General features: G+C 63.7%; 12 protein-coding genes and 2 pseudogenes. 5 read left to right on the top strand and 9 right to left on the bottom strand.

The window, feature by feature from the left end:
• The first annotated feature begins 4 nt into the window (after nt 1–4).
• The 4 genes from AC0KWY_RS04355 to AC0KWY_RS04340 all read left to right on the top strand — a co-directional run bounded on the left by AC0KWY_RS04355 (nt 5) and on the right by AC0KWY_RS04340 (nt 4,802).
• Complete coding sequence (locus AC0KWY_RS04355; RefSeq protein ID WP_474028424.1) at nt 5–808, top strand: GNAT family N-acetyltransferase; 804 nt, start codon at nt 5–7, stop codon at nt 806–808.
• Between the two features lie 17 nt (nt 809–825).
• A complete protein-coding gene (locus AC0KWY_RS04350; protein ID WP_474028423.1) occupies nt 826–1,482 on the top strand; it encodes a NeuD/PglB/VioB family sugar acetyltransferase in 657 nt (218 codons plus the stop codon).
• 3 nt (nt 1,483–1,485) lie between these two features.
• A complete protein-coding gene (locus tag AC0KWY_RS04345) occupies nt 1,486–2,661 on the top strand; it encodes a DegT/DnrJ/EryC1/StrS family aminotransferase (RefSeq protein WP_474028422.1) in 1,176 nt (391 codons plus the stop codon).
• Between the two features lie 92 nt (nt 2,662–2,753).
• Entirely contained in the window at nt 2,754–4,802 is a 2,049-nt protein-coding gene (locus AC0KWY_RS04340; protein ID WP_474028421.1) for a polysaccharide biosynthesis protein, read from the top strand.
• Between the two features lie 56 nt (nt 4,803–4,858).
• Here AC0KWY_RS04340 and ppsR read toward each other — a convergent pair whose 3' ends face one another.
• From ppsR to AC0KWY_RS04295, 9 genes and pseudogenes are all read right to left on the bottom strand, one after another.
• Nucleotides 4,859–5,677 carry a posphoenolpyruvate synthetase regulatory kinase/phosphorylase PpsR gene (ppsR, locus tag AC0KWY_RS04335; RefSeq protein ID WP_416691951.1) on the bottom strand — a complete coding sequence of 273 codons (819 nt, stop codon included), beginning with the start codon at nt 5,675–5,677 and terminating at the stop codon, nt 4,859–4,861.
• 14 nt (nt 5,678–5,691) lie between these two features.
• Nucleotides 5,692–8,454 carry a phosphoenolpyruvate carboxylase gene (ppc, locus tag AC0KWY_RS04330; protein ID WP_474028420.1) on the bottom strand — a complete coding sequence of 921 codons (2,763 nt, stop codon included), beginning with the start codon at nt 8,452–8,454 and terminating at the stop codon, nt 5,692–5,694.
• A gap of 105 nt (nt 8,455–8,559) precedes the next feature.
• A complete protein-coding gene (locus tag AC0KWY_RS04325; protein ID WP_474028419.1) occupies nt 8,560–10,380 on the bottom strand; it encodes an L-lactate permease in 1,821 nt (606 codons plus the stop codon).
• Between the two features lie 132 nt (nt 10,381–10,512).
• On the bottom strand, nt 10,513–13,296 hold the full coding sequence (locus AC0KWY_RS04320; RefSeq protein ID WP_474028418.1) for an FAD-binding and (Fe-S)-binding domain-containing protein: 2,784 nt from the start codon (nt 13,294–13,296) through the stop codon (nt 10,513–10,515).
• 99 nt (nt 13,297–13,395) lie between these two features.
• A complete protein-coding gene (locus AC0KWY_RS04315) occupies nt 13,396–13,689 on the bottom strand; it encodes a lactate utilisation protein LutB domain-containing protein (RefSeq protein WP_474029699.1) in 294 nt (97 codons plus the stop codon).
• A gap of 51 nt (nt 13,690–13,740) precedes the next feature.
• Nucleotides 13,741–13,854: pseudogene (locus AC0KWY_RS04310) on the bottom strand (hypothetical protein); the annotation flags it as partial.
• 166 nt (nt 13,855–14,020) lie between these two features.
• Nucleotides 14,021–14,725 (bottom strand): annotated as a pseudogene (locus tag AC0KWY_RS04305) (LUD domain-containing protein); the annotation flags it as partial.
• 110 nt (nt 14,726–14,835) lie between these two features.
• Complete coding sequence (locus AC0KWY_RS04300) at nt 14,836–15,504, bottom strand: LutC/YkgG family protein (protein ID WP_474028417.1); 669 nt, start codon at nt 15,502–15,504, stop codon at nt 14,836–14,838.
• Complete coding sequence (locus AC0KWY_RS04295) at nt 15,501–16,289, bottom strand: (Fe-S)-binding protein (RefSeq protein ID WP_474028416.1); 789 nt, start codon at nt 16,287–16,289, stop codon at nt 15,501–15,503. The genes AC0KWY_RS04300 and AC0KWY_RS04295 overlap by 4 nt, the downstream gene beginning before the upstream one ends.
• A gap of 186 nt (nt 16,290–16,475) precedes the next feature.
• Between AC0KWY_RS04295 and AC0KWY_RS04290 the strand changes: the two genes are divergently transcribed.
• On the top strand, nt 16,476–17,243 hold the full coding sequence (locus AC0KWY_RS04290; RefSeq protein WP_474028415.1) for an FCD domain-containing protein: 768 nt from the start codon (nt 16,476–16,478) through the stop codon (nt 17,241–17,243).
• Nucleotides 17,244–17,268: the final 25 nt, after the last annotated feature.

The following is a 17,268-nucleotide window of genomic DNA, read 5'->3' as shown; positions in this document are numbered from 1 at the left end:
TTTGATGTATTTGGATCTCAAGGATAAAAAGGCGCTTCTTGACAAGGAAGAGGAAATCGGACAGCTTTTCCTGGACTCGTTCGGTAAACCGCTATCCCGCGATGAGTGGCGTTGGTTTTATATCGATAATCCAGTGGGTGAGCCATATGTCTCCCTTTTTTATGAAAACGGAAAATTGCTCGGGCACTATGCAGTTCTTCCCACACGCTTGAGTTTCCGAGGGAAATCTTTTGTTGCTTATCGTTCGATGACGACCATGGTTCATCCAGATGGCAGGGGGAAGGGCCTATTCACCGAGTTAGCCAAGCGGGTTTATTCGATGCTCGAGACCGACGGCGCATCGATGGTTTACGGTTTTCCGAACGCGAATTCGGCACCCGGTTTCATCCGGAATCTAGGCTGGACACTTTTGATTCCGGATGGGGTTTTTGATTTTTCCGGAGGTGAAATTCTGGACAACCAGGATTTGCAGAAGGCGCTGTTGAAGCCTGCCGAAATCGAATGGGATTCGCTCGACGAGGTACAGGCCAACTGGCGATTTTCCATGCCAGGCGCAAAGGTGGACAGAAAGCTGGGACTCGTTGTCAAGGAGTATCAAGGTGTCTGGAACCTTTTGCATATTAACCAGAATGGATTGAACTCGATAGAGCGACATCAGAAATACAGAGTTTTGCTTGATGGGAAATTTTCGGCTGAAAATTTCCTAACCCCCAACCTGTTTGAATATCAGTTTGGATTCCGTTTATTTGACGGTGCCTATCAAGGGGCCGACTTTCGGCGTGAATTTGTCATGTCGGATGTTTTCTAATCTCGGTTTTTAATCTGATGGCTAATTTGTTCGCTATTTATGGTGCTAACGGTTGTGGTCGCGGCATCATTCCGCTGGCCCGGGCACAGCTTGCGCAGGCAGGTATTCCGGCGGATCAGTTAGTGTTCGTTGATGACAACCCGCCGGCTCTGGAGGTTAACGGCCACCGCGTGCTGACTTTCGAGCAGTTCCTCGCTGAGGATTGTGTGGAGCGATATGCCTCATTAGCAATCGCCAACAGTCGTGTACGCGAGATGCTGGCGGGGCGTTGCATTGGAGCAGGTGTCCATTTCTGGAATATTCGTGCGGCCAATGTCGTCGAGATGGATGATGTGGCGCTTGGCGATGGGGCTATTCTGAGTCCGTTCGTGACCTTGACTTCCAATATTCGGATTGGCGTTCATTTCCAGGCGAATCTCTACAGCTACGTCGAGCACGATTGCGTGATCGGCGATTTTGTTACCTTTGCACCAGGCGTCAAGTGCAACGGTAATGTGCATATTCATGATCACGCTTACATCGGCTCTGGCGCAGTAATTCGTCAGGGGATTCCCGGCAAGCCCTTGGTAATTGGGCGTGCTGCAGTTGTTGGTATGGGTGCGGTGGTGACCAAGGATGTTCCGCCGGGTGTTACTGTGGTCGGTAATCCAGCCCGGCCGTTGATCAAGGATTGAGAAATGTTGAATACCCCGTTTTCCCCTTGGCCGAGCTTCACGCAGGAAGAGTCTGAAGCCGTTTCGCGTGTGCTACTTTCGAACAAGGTCAATTACTGGACCGGCCAGGAATGCCGCGAATTCGAGAAGGAGTTTGCGACCTGGTGCGGCAGCGAGTACGCAATTGCTCTGGCAAACGGTACGTTGGCACTTGATCTGGCACTGAGAGTCCTCGATATCGGTCCGGGCGACGAAGTGGTAGTGACCTCGCGCACCTTCCTGGCTTCGGCCTCCAGCATTGTGACGGCCGGGGCTGTGCCGGTTTTCGCCGATGTGGATCGCGATTCGCAGAATATTACGGCAGATACCGTTCGGGCGGTTCTGACACCGCGTACGCGGGCGATCATCTGTGTGCATTTGGCCGGTTGGCCGTGCGAGATGGATGAGATCATGGCGCTGGCCGATGAAAAGGGGCTGTACGTCATCGAAGATTGCGCCCAGGCGCATGGCGCGCGCTACAAGGGGCGGGCGGTTGGCTCGATAGGCCATTTCGGGGCATGGTCCTTCTGCCAGGACAAGATCATGACTACAGGTGGCGAGGGTGGCATGTTGACGATGAATCGGCGCGATTGGTGGAAGAAGGCTTGGTCGTACAAGGATCATGGCAAGTCCTGGGATGCTGTGTACGAGCGTCAACATCCGCCAGGTTTTCGCTGGGTACATGAGTCGTTTGGTACCAACTGGCGGATGACGGAGTTGCAAGGGGTGATTGGTCGCATACAGTTGGCGCGGATGCCTGAATGGCATACTGCTCGCACGACGAATGCCCATCGCTTGGTCAACGCGGCTGTGGCTTCTCCGGCGTTGCGGGTGCCTCTGCCAACTGCCGAGGTGGAACATGCATGGTACAAGTTCTACATGTTCGTTCGTCCCGAGATGCTGGGGGAGGGCTGGTCCCGTGATCGCATCATGGCGGAAATCAATGCGGCTGGCGTGCCGTGTTATTCCGGTTCATGCTCCGAGGTCTATCTGGAAAGAGCTTTTGACGAAACCGGCTGGCGGCCCGAGCCAGGTTTGCCGGTGGCACATGAACTTGGCGAGACGGCATTGATGATGCTGGTTCATCCCACCCTGCGCGACGCGGAGATCGATAAGGCCGGGCAGGTGTTGCGCGACGTCATGGCTCGTGCCATTTGCTGATTCGCAATCAGCAGCTTGCTTTCGAGCAAATGAAAGTTTGACAGTTCTTTACATTTGGGCTGCATGCTAGAATGCTAGCCCGAACGTAATTCATGAGCTCGGCTTTGGACACAAACGCAAAAATAGAAGGTGACCAGGTAGGCAGGTGCGGCGGGTTCTGTCATCCTTTGCTGAAGCTTTCCTGGGCACAAAAGCGCGGTCTGCAGGTTGCGGTTGATGTTGTATTGATCTGGTTGGCCTTGTGGCTCGGTCTTTTTGTCCGTTTCGACACGGCGTTTCCCATCGATCCCCTGGGGCGGCACGCCTGGCTGTTCCTTTTCGTGCCGCTATATACGATCCCGATTTTCGTTCTGACCGGGATGTATCGCGCAGTTGTTCGCTACTTTGGTGCGCGGGCCTTGTTGACGGTGTTCAAGGCGATTTTTCTTTCCGCTGCCATATTGGCGCTCGTCATCCTGTTGCGCGGGCATTCGCCGGCCTGGGTGGTGCCGCGTTCCCTGCCTATCCTGTACGGCGCATTTGCGCTCCTGATGATCGGCGGTGTCCGGGTTCTGATGCGTGTTCTCTTGAGCCAGACCGTTTCCACGCGCGTCGAGGTCAATCATGTCTCTGAGTTGCCGCGCGTAGCCATTTACGGCGCTGGCAGTGCGGGGCAGCAGCTATTGACTTCTCTGCGCATTGGCCGGGAGATGCAGCCGGTGGCTTTTGTCGATGACGATGGCGATCTGGTAGGCCGCGCCGTTGACGGGATACCGGTGTTTTCCGGCAACCAGATTGCCGAAATGATCAAACGCACTGGCGTCAAGGAAGTGCTGCTGGCGGTGCCTTCCGTCAGCCGCAACCGGCGGCGGGAAATTCTCAACGAGCTCGGCAAATTTCCCTTGCACGTGCGCACGGTGCCGGGGTTCATGGATCTGGCCAGTGGCAGGGTGAAGGTCAATGATTTCCAGGAAGTCGATATTTGCGATTTGCTGGGACGTGAGCCGGTGGCGCCGGATACCGCCCTGTTCGAGCATTGCATTCGTGGGCAGGTGGTTCTGGTCACCGGTGCCGGTGGTTCGATCGGTTCCGAACTTTGCCGCCAGGTGATGACCAGCGCGCCACGGATACTGGTGCTGTTTGAACATTCGGAATATTCGCTGTACGCCATTCACGGCGAGTTGGAGCGTTTGATCAAGGGGCGTTCACTGGATACGCGCCTGATCCCCATCCTGGGCTCGGTCGGAAACTTCGGGCGCTTGCTGGACGTGATGCAGACCTGGCAGGTCAATACGGTTTATCACGCTGCGGCTTACAAGCACGTGCCGATGGTCGAGTACAACGTGGCCGAGGGCTTCTTCAACAACACGATGGGTACCTTGCATACCGCGCAGGCGGCCATTGTCGCCGGCGTGCAGAATTTTGTCCTGGTTTCCACCGACAAGGCGGTGCGCCCGACGAACATCATGGGCTGTACCAAGCGCATGGCGGAACTGGTGCTGCAGGCGCTGGCGCGCGAGCCGCAGCCGGCGCTGTTCCGCGATTACGGTCAGGTCAAGGTACGCAATCAGACGCGGTTTACGATGGTGCGTTTCGGCAACGTGCTGGGCTCTTCCGGTTCTGTCATCCCGGTTTTTCGCGAGCAGCTGAAAAACGGTGGGCCGCTGACGGTGACCCATCCGGAGATCACGCGCTACTTCATGACCATTCCCGAAGCGGCGCAACTGGTGATCCAGGCGGGGTCGATGGGCGAGGGCGGCGACGTGTTCGTCCTCGACATGGGCGAACCGGTAAAGATCGTCGAACTGGCGGAAAAGAAGATCCGTCTTTCCGGGTTTACCGTGCGCAACGCCGAGAATCCCAACGGCGATATCGAGATTGTGTTCACCGGCCTGCGTCCCGGTGAAAAGCTCTACGAGGAGCTGTTGATTGGTGATGATGTTCTGCCGACTCAGCACCAGATGATCATGCGCGCCCAGGAGGCTTACATTTCCTGGGACGAGTTGAAGCAGAAGCTGCAATCGACCATTGATGCGATCAAGAGCGACGACTATCCCGTTGTCCGGGCGCGCATCCAGGAATTGGTGACCGGTTATCGTCCGGAAGCCCGCATCTGTGACCTGATCTACGCCGAGCGCCAGGCGCTGCCCAAGGTGGCTTGAGCGTCAATACGGTTTCCCGTTGCCGGGAAACCGTATTTTTCCTGTTTTCCCGCTCCTCAGCGCAGATTCAGTTCCTGCAGGATGGTGGCCGAGATTTCCTCGATCGACTTGGTCGAGGAATCCAGCCAGCGGATGCCTTCGCGGCGCATCATCTTTTCGGCCTCGGCGATCTCGTAGCGGCAGTTCGGTAGCGCGGCGTATTTGCTGCCGGCGCGGCGTTCTTCGCGGATCTGATGCAGGCGTTCGGGTTGGATGGTGAGGCCGAACAGCTTGCTGCGGTGCCTTTCCAGCGTGCCGGGCAGGCGGCCGCGGTCGAAGTCTTCCGGGATCAGCGGGAAGTTGGCGGCTTTCAGGCCGAACTGCATGGCCAGGTAGAGCGAGGTCGGCGTCTTGCCGCAGCGCGAGACGGCGACCAGGATGACGTCGGCCTCCTCGAGGTCGCGGTCGGTGATGCCGTCGTCGTGGGCCAGGGTGTAGTTGATCGCTTCGATCCGCTTCTTGTATTCCGAACTTTCCGCCGTGCCGTGCGAGCGACCGACGGTGTGGCTGGATTTGCGGCCGAGTTCGACTTCCAGCGGGGCGAGGAAAGTTTCGAAATAGGACAGGCAGAAGGCGTCGGCCTGGTGGATGATCGTCGCCAGGTCCTGGTTGACCAGCGTGGTGAAGACGATCGGCCGCATGCCGTCGGCTTCGCCTTGCGCGTTGATGCGCTGCAGCGTTTCCTGGGCTTTGTCGATGCTGTCCAGGAAGGGGACGCGGATCTGCCGGAATTCGACGTCCTCGAACTGGGTCAGCAGGCTGTGGCCGAGGGCTTCAGCGGTGAGGCCGGTGCCGTCGGAGATAAAGAATACGGTGCGTTTGATCGGATTGGGCATGATGGCGGGGGATTCTAGCCGCTGTTGCGCAGGCCGGCGGCGATGCCGTTGATGGTGATGTGGATGCCGCGGGCGACGCGCTCGTCGCCGTCGCCGGCACGGTGGCGCTTGAGCAGTTCGACCTGCAGGTGATTGAGCGGGTCCATGTAGGGCGCGCGCAGTTGCAGCGAACGCTTGAGCATCGGGTTGTCGGCGAGGAAATCGTCCTGTTCGAGGATGGCCAGCAGGTGGCGGCGGGTCAGTTGCCATTCGCCGACGATGCGGCCGAAGATGCGTTCGCGCAGCTCATTGTCGCCGACCAGTTCGGCATAGCGCGAGGCGATGGCGAGGTCGGTCTTGGCCAGCACCATATCCATGTTCGAGAGCAGGCTCTGGAAGAAGGGCCAGGACTTCAGCATGCGGCGCAGCGTCGCTAGACCGTCGGGGTTTTCCGCCAGCCAGCCGTCGACGGCGCTGCCGAAGCCGTACCAGCCGGGCAGCATGAGCCGGCATTGAGCCCACGAGAAGACCCAGGGAATCGCCCGCAGGTCCTCGATGCGCTCGGAGGCCTTGCGTGATGCCGGGCGGCTGCCAATGTTGAGCGAGGCGATTTCGGAAACCACCGTCGATTGCCGGAAGTAGGTGGTGAAGCCTGGGGTTTCATAGACCAGGCCGCGGTAGGCATTGAAGGCGCGCTGCGACAGTTCGTCCATCACGCCGTGGAACTGGCTGGCCGGTTCGACGCGGTTTTCGTGGTCGGTGAGGCTGGCTTCCAGGGTGGCGGCGAGCAGCACTTCGAGGTTGCGGCGGCCGGTGTCGGGGTTGCCGTACTTGGTCGAGATCACTTCGCCCTGTTCGGTCAGGCGGATCTGCCCGGAAACGGCGCCGGCCGGCTGGGCCAGGATCGCGTGGTAGGACGGACCGCCGCCGCGGCCGACCGAGCCGCCGCGGCCATGGAACAGGCGCAGGCGAATGCCGTGTTCGGCAAAGGTTTCGGCGAGCTGGATTTCAGCCTTGTAAAGCTCCCAGCCCGAGGTCAGGAAACCGCCGTCCTTGTTGCTGTCCGAGTAGCCGAGCATGACCTCGTGTTCGTCGCCGCGGGCGCTGACCAGGCGGCGGTAGGCGGGCAGCGCGAACAGCCAGTCCATGATGGCGGCGCTTTTCTGCAAGTCCTCGATGGTTTCGAAGAGCGGGATGATATTGACGTCGAGCGCCGGTTCCGGCCCCGGCCGCAGCAGCCCGGCCTCCTTGAGCAGCAGCGCCAGTTCGAGCAGGTCGGAGACGCCGTCGGTCTTCGAGATGATGCTGTTGGGCAGGGCGGCGCTGCCGTATTGCTCGCGCAGTTCGCGGGCGGCGAAGAAGATCGCCAGTTCGCCGCGGCTTTCCTCGTCGTAGTTGAGCCAGGGCGAATAGAGCGGGCGCGGCGAGGCGATTTCGGCGCACAGCAGGTCGATCCGCTCGTTTTCGGAAAGCGCCTCGTAGTCCGGGCAGCGGCCGGCGGCGGCGAGCAGCGCGGCGACGGTGCGGGCGTGCACTTCGGAATTCTGGCGCAGGTCGATCGGCGCCAGGTGGAAGCCGAACACCTGCACCGCGCGCAGCAGCCGGCGCAGGCGGCCGCCGGCGAGGCGGGCGCCGCCGTTGAGCTTGAGCGAGCTGGCGAGCACCTTCAGTTCGTGGCGCAGCTCGCCCGGGTTGGCGTAGGGCTCGGCCTGGCCGATCTCGTGGCGCACCGGCTCGACATGGTCGAGGGCGCGGGCGGTGGCGGCGAGGCGGGCGTAGATGCCGGACAGCGCGCGGCGATAGGGTTCGTCGATGCGTTGCGGCGAGCGGTCGGGCGATCGTTCGGCGAGCGCCCGCAGTTCCGGGGTGATGTCGACCAGCAGTTCGGAGAGCGGCAGCTCGCCGCCCAGTTCATGGACTTCGTCGAGGTAGTGGTTGATGACGGCGGCCGATTGCAGGCGCAGCGCCTCGCGCAGGATTTCGGCGGTGACGAAGGGGTTGCCGTCGCGGTCGCCGCCGATCCACGAGCCGACGCGGAAGAAGGGCGGCAGCGCCCAGCGCGTTTCCGGGTAGCGTTTCTGCAGTTGTTCGGTGGCCTGGATGTAGAGGCGCGGCAGTTCGCTGAAGAAGGTTTCCTTGAAATAGCTGATGCCGTTCTTGACCTCGTCGATCACCTTGAGCCGGGTCGGGCGCAGCATGCGCGACTGCCACAGGGTGAGGATGGCGTTGGCCAGCGCCAGTTCGTTGTCGGCTTCCTCTTCCGGCGTCAGTTGCAGACGTTCGCGCCGGTCGAGCAGGCGGGCGATGTCGCGATGATTGCGCAGCAGGCTCTGGCGCTGGACTTCCGTCGGGTGCGCGGTGAGCACCGGGGCGACCAGGGCGTGGGCGAAGAAGTCGGCGATGGCTTCCGGCGAGACCTTGGCCTCGGCCAGCGCGTCGAGCGCGAACAGCAGGCTGCCTTCGCGCGGCGGCGCGGCGAGCAGGTCGTGGGCGCGGCGGCGGCGGATGTGGTGCTCGTCCTCGGCAATGTTGGCCAGTTGCAGGAAGTAGCTGAAGGCGCGGACGACGGCCTGGGTGGTGTCGCGCGGCAGCGGATCGAGCAGCGCGGCGAGTTCGGCGCGGCTTGCCGGGTCGCCGTCGCGGGCGAAGCGGATGGCGGTCTGGCGGACCTTTTCGACGATCTCGAAGACGCCGTCGCCTTCCTGGTCGCGCACGGTATCGCCGAGCAGGCGGCCGAGCAGGCGGATATCGGTGCGCAGGGGTTCGTCCTTGCGCGGATCGGACGCGGAATCAGACATGGAAATTCCCGGGGAGAAGAAAACGAAACAGCGGCGATTGTAGCCAGTTGTCCGCCCTTGATGGGCGGTCAATGCCGCCGGGGCGGGCCCCGGCGGCGGTGTTGCTTAGTGGAAATGCACTTCGTCGTGGCCGGCGGCGGGCGCTTCGAGGTCGGCGCCGAGGCGGCGGGCCAGGAAGGTGACGCAGGTGATGATGGCGACGAAAATCCCCAGCCACATCAGGCCGACCGGGTTGATCGCCGCCTGCACGGCGCCGGCGGCAGCAGCAGCGGCCGCCGCGACCGGCTTGACGTAGGTCGGCACCATGCCCGGGAAGACGTAGGCCCACAGCATGTGCATGCCGCCGACGACGACGGCCATGCCGATCGAGTGCTTGAAGGTGAAGCGGAAGATTTCCGATTCACGGCCGACCATGCCGGTGGCGCCGGTGGCGACCGAGATCGACTGCGGCGAGATCATCTTGCCGCAGACGCCGCCGCAGGTGTTGGCGGACATCGTGATCACCGGGTCGATGCCGATCTTCTCGGCGGTGACCGCCTGCAGCTTGCCGAACAGCGCGTTGGTCGAGGTGTCGGAACCGGTCATGAAGACGCCCAGCCAGCCGAGCAGCGCGGCAAAGAACGGGAAGGCGACGCCGGTCGTGGCGACGGCGTAGCCGAGCGTGATGGCCATGCCGGAGAAGTTCATGATGTAGGCGAAGCCGAGGATGGTGGCGATGGTGACGATCGGCCATTTCAGCGTGACCAGCGTGTCGCGGGCGACGCCGCCGGCGGTCTTCAGCGAGGCGCCCATGACGACGATGGAGAAGAACCAGGCGAAGAGGATCGCCGTGCCGGCAGCCGACAGCACGTTGAACTTGTACACCGCGGCCTTCGCCTTGCCGGCCTGGTCGATCACCATCTGGTCGAGACCGGCGATCGGGAAAGCGAAGTTGAAGACGGTCTTGGTGATCTGGTCGAGCGCCTGATTGACCGGCTTGATGCCCCAGGCGCAGACGAACAGCGAGAGGATGATGAACGGTGCCCAGGCGCGGAAGATCTGCCCGCCGGTATAAAGCAGCTTGGCCTTGCCTTCGCGCTTCGGCTCGTCGGCGAAATGCCAGCTTTCCTTCGGGTGCCAGACCTTGAGAAAGGCGACCGTGCAGACGATCGAAGCGATCGAGGCGATCAGGTCGGGCAGCAGCGGCGCGGTGAGCGGCGAGTTGGCCGAGAAATACTGGGCGATGGCGAAGGAGCCGCCGCTGACCAGGCAGGCCGGCCAGACTTCCAGGCCCTTCTTCCAGCCGGCCATCAGGATGACCAGGTAGAGCGGCACCAGGAAGCTGAGGAAGGGCAGGGTGCGGCCGACCATCTGGCTGAGCGCCAGATCGGGAATGCCGGCCACCTGGCCGCCGACGACGATGGGAATGCCGATGGCGCCCCAGGCGACCGGCGCCGTGTTGGCGATCAGGCAGATCGACGCCGCGTACAGCGGGTTGAAGCCGAGGCCGGCGAGCATCGCCGCGGTGATCGCCACCGGCGTGCCGAAACCGGCCGCACCCTCGATGAAGGCACCGAAGGAGAAGGCGATCAGCAGCGCCTGCAGACGGCGGTCGTCGGAGATCGAGGCGAGCGAGTTCTTGATCACCTCGAACTGGCCGGTCTTCACCGACATGTTGTAGATGAAGAGCGCGGTGATGACGATCCAGCACACCGGGAAAAGGCCGAAGGCGCCGCCGTACAGCGTGGACAATGCGGCCAGGTCAACCGGCATGCCATAGACGAAGATGGCGATCAGGAAGGCGATGCCGGTACCGCCGAGGGCCGCGAAATGGCCCTTCATGCGTTTGATGGCGAGCGCCCAGAAGAGGAAGGCGATGGGCAGGGCCGCGACCAGCGCGGACAGGCCGATGTTGTCGAAAGGATCGACATTCATTTGCCAGGTCATACAATTATTCCTTATAACAAAAAGTAGTCAGGCAGCCGCCGCTTGAGTTGTCATTCACGGCGCTGTCAATTCGGGCATTGTCTCGACGCCGGGCGCGAGCTGGTACCTCGCTTCCGGCGTGTCTTTTCCCCCTCAGCAACCCATGATGTCCTCCTTGCGCGAGCACGCTTCGAGCAGGTAGGCGACCGAGCGGTAGGTGATACCGGTTTCGGCGGAGAGGCCGATCTCGCAGGTGCGATTGGTGGAAACGCCGCAGGCACAGCTGGCCAGCGCTTTTTCGTTGGCGCTGTCGTGCAGGTGGCGCAAGGCGTGGCGATTGAGTTCCGGCACGACGAAACCGCGGTCGCCGCCGAAACCGCAGCAGGTGATTTCCGACGGTTCGATCACCTGTTCGGCGCAGGCGGCGAGCAGGGCGCGCAGCTTGCCGTCGGCGCCGCTGCGTTTGACGCTGCAATTGACGTGCAGGGCGACCGGCGCGCTTTGCTTGCGGATGACCAGGCGTGGCAGCAGCGCGTCGTGGGCGAATTCGTGGAAGTCGTACAGCTTGAGCTTGCCGGCCAGGTGCGTGCGCATCCGTGCCGAGCAGGCGCTGGCGTCCATCACCACCGGCAGGCGGCCGTTATCGGAAGCTTTCATTAACGCGGCGCTGAGCTGGTCGGCCATGGCGTCGGCCTCGGCGGCCATCCCCTTGCTCGCCAGCATCTGGCCGCAGCACAGGCGGTCGAAACCTTCCGGCAGGATCGGCGCGTAGCCGGCGCGCAGCAGGAGTTGCTGGACGACGTCGCCGAGTTGCCCTTCGCCGTCGGCGGTCGGCCCGAAGATGCGGGCGCCGCAAGTCGGGAAATAGACCACCGGATCGCCCGCGCCGTGGCGCACCGCCGGCGCCCGGCCGGCGCGTGGCATCGGCACGCGCCAGGCCGGCCCGGCGAGGCGAGCGACGGTGTTTTCCCCGAGGACGGCCGCCGCCGCGTGGCCGGCCTTGAGGCCAAGCCGGGCGAGGCCGGTGAAGGCGCCGAAATGCTCGCCGCTCCAGGCGGCGGCCGCGCGGCCGAGGCCGCCGAGCTGGCGGCCGCGCAGGCGGCGGGTGAGGTCGCCGGTATTGATGCCGACCGGGCAGGCGGTCGAACAGAGGCCGCAGCCGGCGCAGGTGTCGAGGCCGAAGTAGGGGTAGTCGGCGGCCAGTTCGCCCGGCGCTTCGCCGGCGGCGGCGCGGCGCGCCAGTTCGCGGACGCCGACGATGCGCTGGCGCGGACTGAGCGTCAGCCGGTGCGACGGGCACAGCGGTTCGCAGAAACCGCACTCGATGCAGCGGTCGACCAGGTCTTCGGCGGCCGGCATCGGCTTCAGGTTGGCGAGGTGGGCGCGCGGGTCGTCGTTGATGATGACGCCCGGGTTGAGGCGGTTTTCCGGGTCGAACAGGGTCTTGATCCGGCGCATCAGCTCGGTCGCCTGCTTGCCCCATTCCATCTCGACGAAGGGCGCCATGTTGCGGCCGGTGCCGTGTTCGGCCTTGAGCGAGCCGTCGTACTTGTGCACCACCAGGGCGCAGACCTCGTCCATGAAGCGGGCGTAGCGCTCGATTTCGGCCGGATCGCCGAAATCCTGGGTGAACACGAAATGCAGGTTGCCCTCCAGCGCGTGGCCGAAGATGATTGCCTCGTCGTAACCGTGCTTGCCGAGCAGCGCCTGCAGGTCGAGCGTGGCGTCGGCGAGCGCCGGCACCGGGAAGGCGACGTCCTCGATCAGTACCGTGGTGCCCGGCCGGCGCACCGCGCCAACCGCCGGGAAGGTGCCCTTGCGCACCTTCCAGTACATCTCGCAGGTTGCCGGGTCGGTCGAGAAGGCGAGCGGCTCGAGCGTGGCAATGCCGTCCAGCGCCGCATGGACGGCGGCGATGCGGCTTTCCAGAACGGCGGCGTTTTCGGCGCGCACCTCGATCAGCAAGGCGGCGGCGCCGTCGCCCAGCGTGCGCATCACCGGCGGCAGGCCCGGCTTGTCCTCGACCGAGCGCAGCGCCGGGCGGTCGAGCAGCTCGACGGCGGCAACCGGTTGCGGCTTGAGCCGGATCACCGCTTCGCAGGCGCTGCGGATGTCCGGGAAGAAAACCAGCGCCGAGGCCTTGTACGGGTCTTCGGCGACGGTCTGGTAGGTGACCCGGGAAATGAAGCCGAGCGTGCCTTCGGAGCCGATCATCAGGTGGGCCAGGATGTCGATCGGGTCGCTGTAGTCGACCAGCGCGTTGAGGCTGTAGCCGGTGGTGTTCTTGATCTTGAACTTGCGCCGGATGCGCTCGGCGAGCGCGATATCGGCGCGTGTCTCGCGGCCGAGCCGGTCGAGTTCGCCGAGCAGCGCGCCGTGCGTGCTGCGGAAAGCGGCGATGCTGGCCGGGTCTTCGGTGTCGAGTCGGCTGCCGTCGGCGAACACGACGCGCAGGCCGGCCAATGTCTGGTAGCTGTTCTGCGCCGTGCCGCAGCACATGCCGGAAGAGTTGTTGGCGGCGATGCCGCCGATCTTGGCGGCGCCGATCGACGCCGGGTCGGGGCCGATCTTCCTGCCCAGCGGCGCCAGCCGGCGATTGACTTCGCCGCCGATCATGCCGGGGCCGACGCGGACCTGGCCGGCGTCGTCGCTCAGTTCGAAGCTGGCGAAACCCTCGCCGATCAGCGCCAGCACGCCGTCCGTGATGGCCTGGCCGGAGAGGCTGGTGCCGGCGGCGCGGAAGGTGACCGGCGTGGCGTGGCGATGGGCGGCGGCGAGCACGGCGCGGACTTCGTCTTCCGATTCGACGATGGCGATCACCTGCGGAATCAGCCGGTAGAAGCTGGCATCGGTACCGTAGGCGAGGCGGCGCAGTTCGTCGGTGATGACCTGGTGGGGCGGCATGCTGGCGGCGAGGGTCTGGATCAGGGCGTTCATTCTCTTCTGTCTTATAGAGGACTGGACGGGGCGAATTCGGGCGTTCCGGGCAAAAAAAAGCCCGGCCACCGAATCAATCGGCGGGCCGGGCAAGAGGGATCAGTTGCGGTCCTTGAGCAGGTCGCGCAGGCGCTTGGGGGCGGGCTGCAGCGGCGTGCGGACCGAAGTCCAGCCGCCCTGGCGGCGCGGCACCAGGAAACGCAGGCGGCTGCCCAGCCAGGAGACGGTGCGGTACAGCGCGGGCGAGCCATAGACCGCCGACCAGCCGCGCCAGATCGCCGACTGCAGCGCCGAATGGCCGGCGCCCTGGCCGCGCATCGCCGGGTTGGCGTGCGGTGCCGAGAAGGCCTCATTGCGCAGGCGGACCAGCAGTTCGGGAATCGGGATCTTCACCGGGCAGACTTCGCCGCAGGCGCCGCACAAGGACGACGCCGTGGTCAGGCCGGCGGTGGCGTCGAGCCCGAGCATGTGCGGCGAGACGATCTTGCCGATCGGGCCGGGATAGGTCGTGCCGTAGGCGTGGCCGCCGATGCGGGTATAGACCGGGCAGTGGTTCATGCAGGCGCCGCAGCGGATGCACTGCAGCGTCTTGCGCAACTGCTCGTCGGCGTAGGCCTGGCTGCGGCCGTTGTCGAGCAGCACCAGGTCGGACTTCCTCGGGACCGTCCTTCTCGCCGGGCTGGCGCGGCGAGGAGATCATGTTGAAGTAGGTCGAGATGTTCTGGCCGGTTGCCGAGCGGGTGAGCAGCGAGTAGAGCGGCGGCACGTGCTCGAGCTTCTCGACGATCTTCTCGATGCCGGTGATGGCGATGTGGATGGCCGGTGCCGTCGTGCACATGCGGCCGTTGCCCTCGTTTTCGACCAGGCACAGCGTGCCGGTTTCGGCGACGGCGAAATTGACGCCGGACAGCCCGATTTCGGCTTCCTGGAACTTGCGGCGCAGCACGTTGCGGCCGATCTGGATCAGCGCATCGACGTTGTCGGTGCTCATTTGCCCACTGCGGACGCCCGGCACCTTTTCGGCGAACAGGCGGGCGATTTCCTCCTTCGTCTTGTGGATCGCCGGCATGATGATGTGCGAGGGCTTCTCGCCGGCGAGTTGGACGATGTACTCGCCCATGTCCGACTCCAGCGCCTCGATGCCGGCCGCTTCGGCGGCGTGGTTCAGCTCGATTTCCTCGCTGACCATCGACTTGCCCTTGACCATCTTGGTCGCGCCGTGGCTCTGGATGATGCCGAGGATGATCGCGTTCGCCTCGTCCGGCGTTTCCGCCCAATGCACCTTGACGCCATTGCGCGTCAGGTTGGCTTCGAGTTGTTCGAGCAGGTCGGGCAGCTTGGCCAGGTTGTACTGGCGGATCGCTTCGCCCAGGCTGCGCAGGCTTTCCAGCTCCTCGGGGTCGGGGAACTGGGCGGCGCGCTTGCTCATCAGGAAGTCCATCGCGCCGCGGAAGCTCTGGCGCAGGAAAGGATTGTCGACGACTGCCTTGGAGCGGGCGCGGAAGCCTTCGGCCGGCTTGAAGTGCAAAGTGTGTTCGCTCATGCCTCGCCCTCCAGCAGCAGGACGATCAGTTCCTTCGGGCCGTGCGCGCCGTAGGCCAGCGTCTGCTGGATGTCGGCGGTCTTCGACGGGCCGGAAATGAGCAGCGAATTGGTCGGCAGGCCGTTCTTCCAGCCTTCCACCGCCATCGCCTCGAAGAAGGTGTTGTAGATTTTCGCCGCGTCGAGCAGCACGATGTGCACCGGCGGCACCAGCGACATCAGCCGCGGCTCCAGCGCGTTCGGCCAGAGGATCAGCGTGCCGGTTTCGGCGATGGCGGCGCGGGCGGCGGTCAGGCCGGCCGGCGTATCGTTGAACATCTCCGACTTCCAGGCCTCGATCGCCATGTCGTAGACGCTGCATTCGATGCCGCGCGGTGGCAGGGCGTCGAGCGCCGCGTCACCGTGCGGCGTGCCTTCGGCGACCAGCAGCTTGTCGATGGCGCGCGCCTTGAGCACGGCGTGCAGCGTCTCCGTCCAGTTGCCGGCGGTCACCGCATGCACTTCGGCGTGCGCCAGTTCGATGAAGTGGCGGAAGCGCCTGGCTTTCTCGGCGGCCGCTTCGAGCGGGCGATGCGCGGCGTACCAGTTGCCGACGTCGGGCAGCGGTTTGGCCGTTTGCGGCGCGTGCTGGCGCAGCTTGCCGAGGATGCGGTCGCGGGCGTTCATTGTTCACCTCCGGTGCGGCGCAGCAGGAAACTGGCGATGTGTTCGCCGGGCAGCGAGGGCTGTTTTCTGCCTTCCTGTTGGTCCTTCCAGGCGGCGTGGCCGAGGATGTTCATCAGGCAGCCGCAGTCGGCGCTGACGACGCGTTCGGCGCCCGTTGCCTTGAGCGCCTTGACCTTGTCCTCGACCATGGCGCCGGAGATTTCCGGTTGCTTGACCGAAAAGGTGCCGCCAAAGCCGCAGCATTCCGATTCGTGATCCTGCTGGACGACGCTGACCTTCTCCAGTCCGGCCAGCAGCTTGCGACCGGTGAGGTGGACGCCCATCTCGCGGCGCGCCGAGCACGAGGTGTGCAGGACGACCTTGCAGTCGCCGCCGCAATCCTGCGACTGGAAATCGAGGACCTCGACGAGGAACTGCGTCAGCTCGTAGACCCGCGCCGAAAGGCGCTCGGCAACCGCCTTGCGGCTCGGGTCGGCGGCGAACAGCGTCGGGTAGTGGTGCTTCATCATGCCGGCGCAAGAGCCGGAGGGAACGACGATCGGCCAGTCGTTGGGAAACAGCGTCAGTTGGTGGGCGGCAACGCGCCGGGCTTCTTCTTCGAAGCCGCTGCTGTAGGCCGGCTGGCCGCAGCAGGTCTGGTCTTCCGGGAAGTGCACGCGGATGCCCTGGCGTTCGAGCAGGGTGATGGCGTCGAGGCCGGCGCCGGGAAAGAACTGGTCGACGACGCAGGTCGCAAAGAAATAGACGTCGCTCGGCCGGCTTGTCTGGGTTGTCGGGTTTGTCATCCTCGCTCCGCGTTTTTATTTAATGGATAAATGGTAAGACCAGTTACGTTGCGGAATGGAAATTTAAGGTAAAACCGTGACTTGGTCAATGCATCAAGGCGATGGTCGAGGGAAATCCCTAAGCTTGCACTTTGTTTTTCGGCTGGTTAGAATTGCCCGGTCTTACCAATCATGGTGGTCTTACCAATGCCGAACAAGGTGCAGGTTCAGCGGATTTCCGATGTCGTCGCTTCGACGCTGGAACGCCGCATTCTCGAAGGCTCGCTGAAGCCGGGCGACCGCCTGCCGGCGGAGCGCGAACTGGCGCTCGAACTCGGCGTGTCGCGGCCGAGCCTGCGCGAGGCGATCCAGAAGCTGGCGTCCAAGGGCATGCTGCAGAGCCGACAGGGCGGCGGTACCTACGTCACGGCGGCGCTGGAGAAAAGTTTCTTCGATCCCTGGCAGGAAATGATGGGTTCCTACCCGAACCTGCGCGAGGACATGCTCGAATTCCGCCGCATGATCGAGGGGCAGGCCGCCGAATGGGCCGCCGAACGCGCCACCGAGGCCGACCTGCTGCGCCTCGACCAGGCCTTCGGCGCCTTGCAGACAGCCTTCCAGAGCGACGACACCGACAAGCGCTCGGCGGTCAACATCGCCTTTCACCAGGCGATCGGCGACGCCTCGCACAACGTGCTGATCGGCCACCTGTCGGCGGCGCTGCTGCGCCTGATGCACGACAACATCCGTCTCAATCTCGGCGAACTGAAGAGCGTGCCGGCCGCCAGCCGCCTGCTGCTCACCCAGCACGAGGCGATCTACCGCGCCATCCGCGACAGCAAGCCGCAGGCGGCGCGCGCCGCCGCCGAGACGCACATCGACTTCGTGCGCGAGACGCTGGCCCACTCGTTGCGCTCGGTCGCCCGCCGCGAAACCGCCGAACGGCGTCTGAATACCGATTTTTCGACCTCCTGATTTTTCTTTTTACAACTTCGACCCC

The sequence above is a fragment of the Azonexus sp. MM2026_4 genome (assembly GCF_055901855.1).
This window is presented reverse-complemented; position numbering and strand designations above follow the sequence as displayed.

What these genes read in the sequence shown, in the direction of transcription:
- AC0KWY_RS04355 (WP_474028424.1), top strand. Translation starts at nt 5, where the DNA reads ATGTATTTGGATCTCAAGGATAAAAAGGCGCTTCTTGACAAGGAAGAG.
- AC0KWY_RS04350 (WP_474028423.1), top strand. Translation starts at nt 826, where the DNA reads ATGGCTAATTTGTTCGCTATTTATGGTGCTAACGGTTGTGGTCGCGGC.
- AC0KWY_RS04345 (WP_474028422.1), top strand. Translation starts at nt 1,486, where the DNA reads ATGTTGAATACCCCGTTTTCCCCTTGGCCGAGCTTCACGCAGGAAGAG.
- AC0KWY_RS04340 (WP_474028421.1), top strand. Translation starts at nt 2,754, where the DNA reads ATGAGCTCGGCTTTGGACACAAACGCAAAAATAGAAGGTGACCAGGTA.
- ppsR (WP_416691951.1), bottom strand. Translation starts at nt 5,677, where the DNA reads ATGCCCAATCCGATCAAACGCACCGTATTCTTTATCTCCGACGGCACC.
- ppc (WP_474028420.1), bottom strand. Translation starts at nt 8,454, where the DNA reads ATGTCTGATTCCGCGTCCGATCCGCGCAAGGACGAACCCCTGCGCACC.
- AC0KWY_RS04325 (WP_474028419.1), bottom strand. Translation starts at nt 10,380, where the DNA reads ATGACCTGGCAAATGAATGTCGATCCTTTCGACAACATCGGCCTGTCC.
- AC0KWY_RS04320 (WP_474028418.1), bottom strand. Translation starts at nt 13,296, where the DNA reads ATGAACGCCCTGATCCAGACCCTCGCCGCCAGCATGCCGCCCCACCAG.
- AC0KWY_RS04300 (WP_474028417.1), bottom strand. Translation starts at nt 15,504, where the DNA reads ATGAACGCCCGCGACCGCATCCTCGGCAAGCTGCGCCAGCACGCGCCG.
- AC0KWY_RS04295 (WP_474028416.1), bottom strand. Translation starts at nt 16,289, where the DNA reads ATGACAAACCCGACAACCCAGACAAGCCGGCCGAGCGACGTCTATTTC.
- AC0KWY_RS04290 (WP_474028415.1), top strand. Translation starts at nt 16,476, where the DNA reads ATGCCGAACAAGGTGCAGGTTCAGCGGATTTCCGATGTCGTCGCTTCG.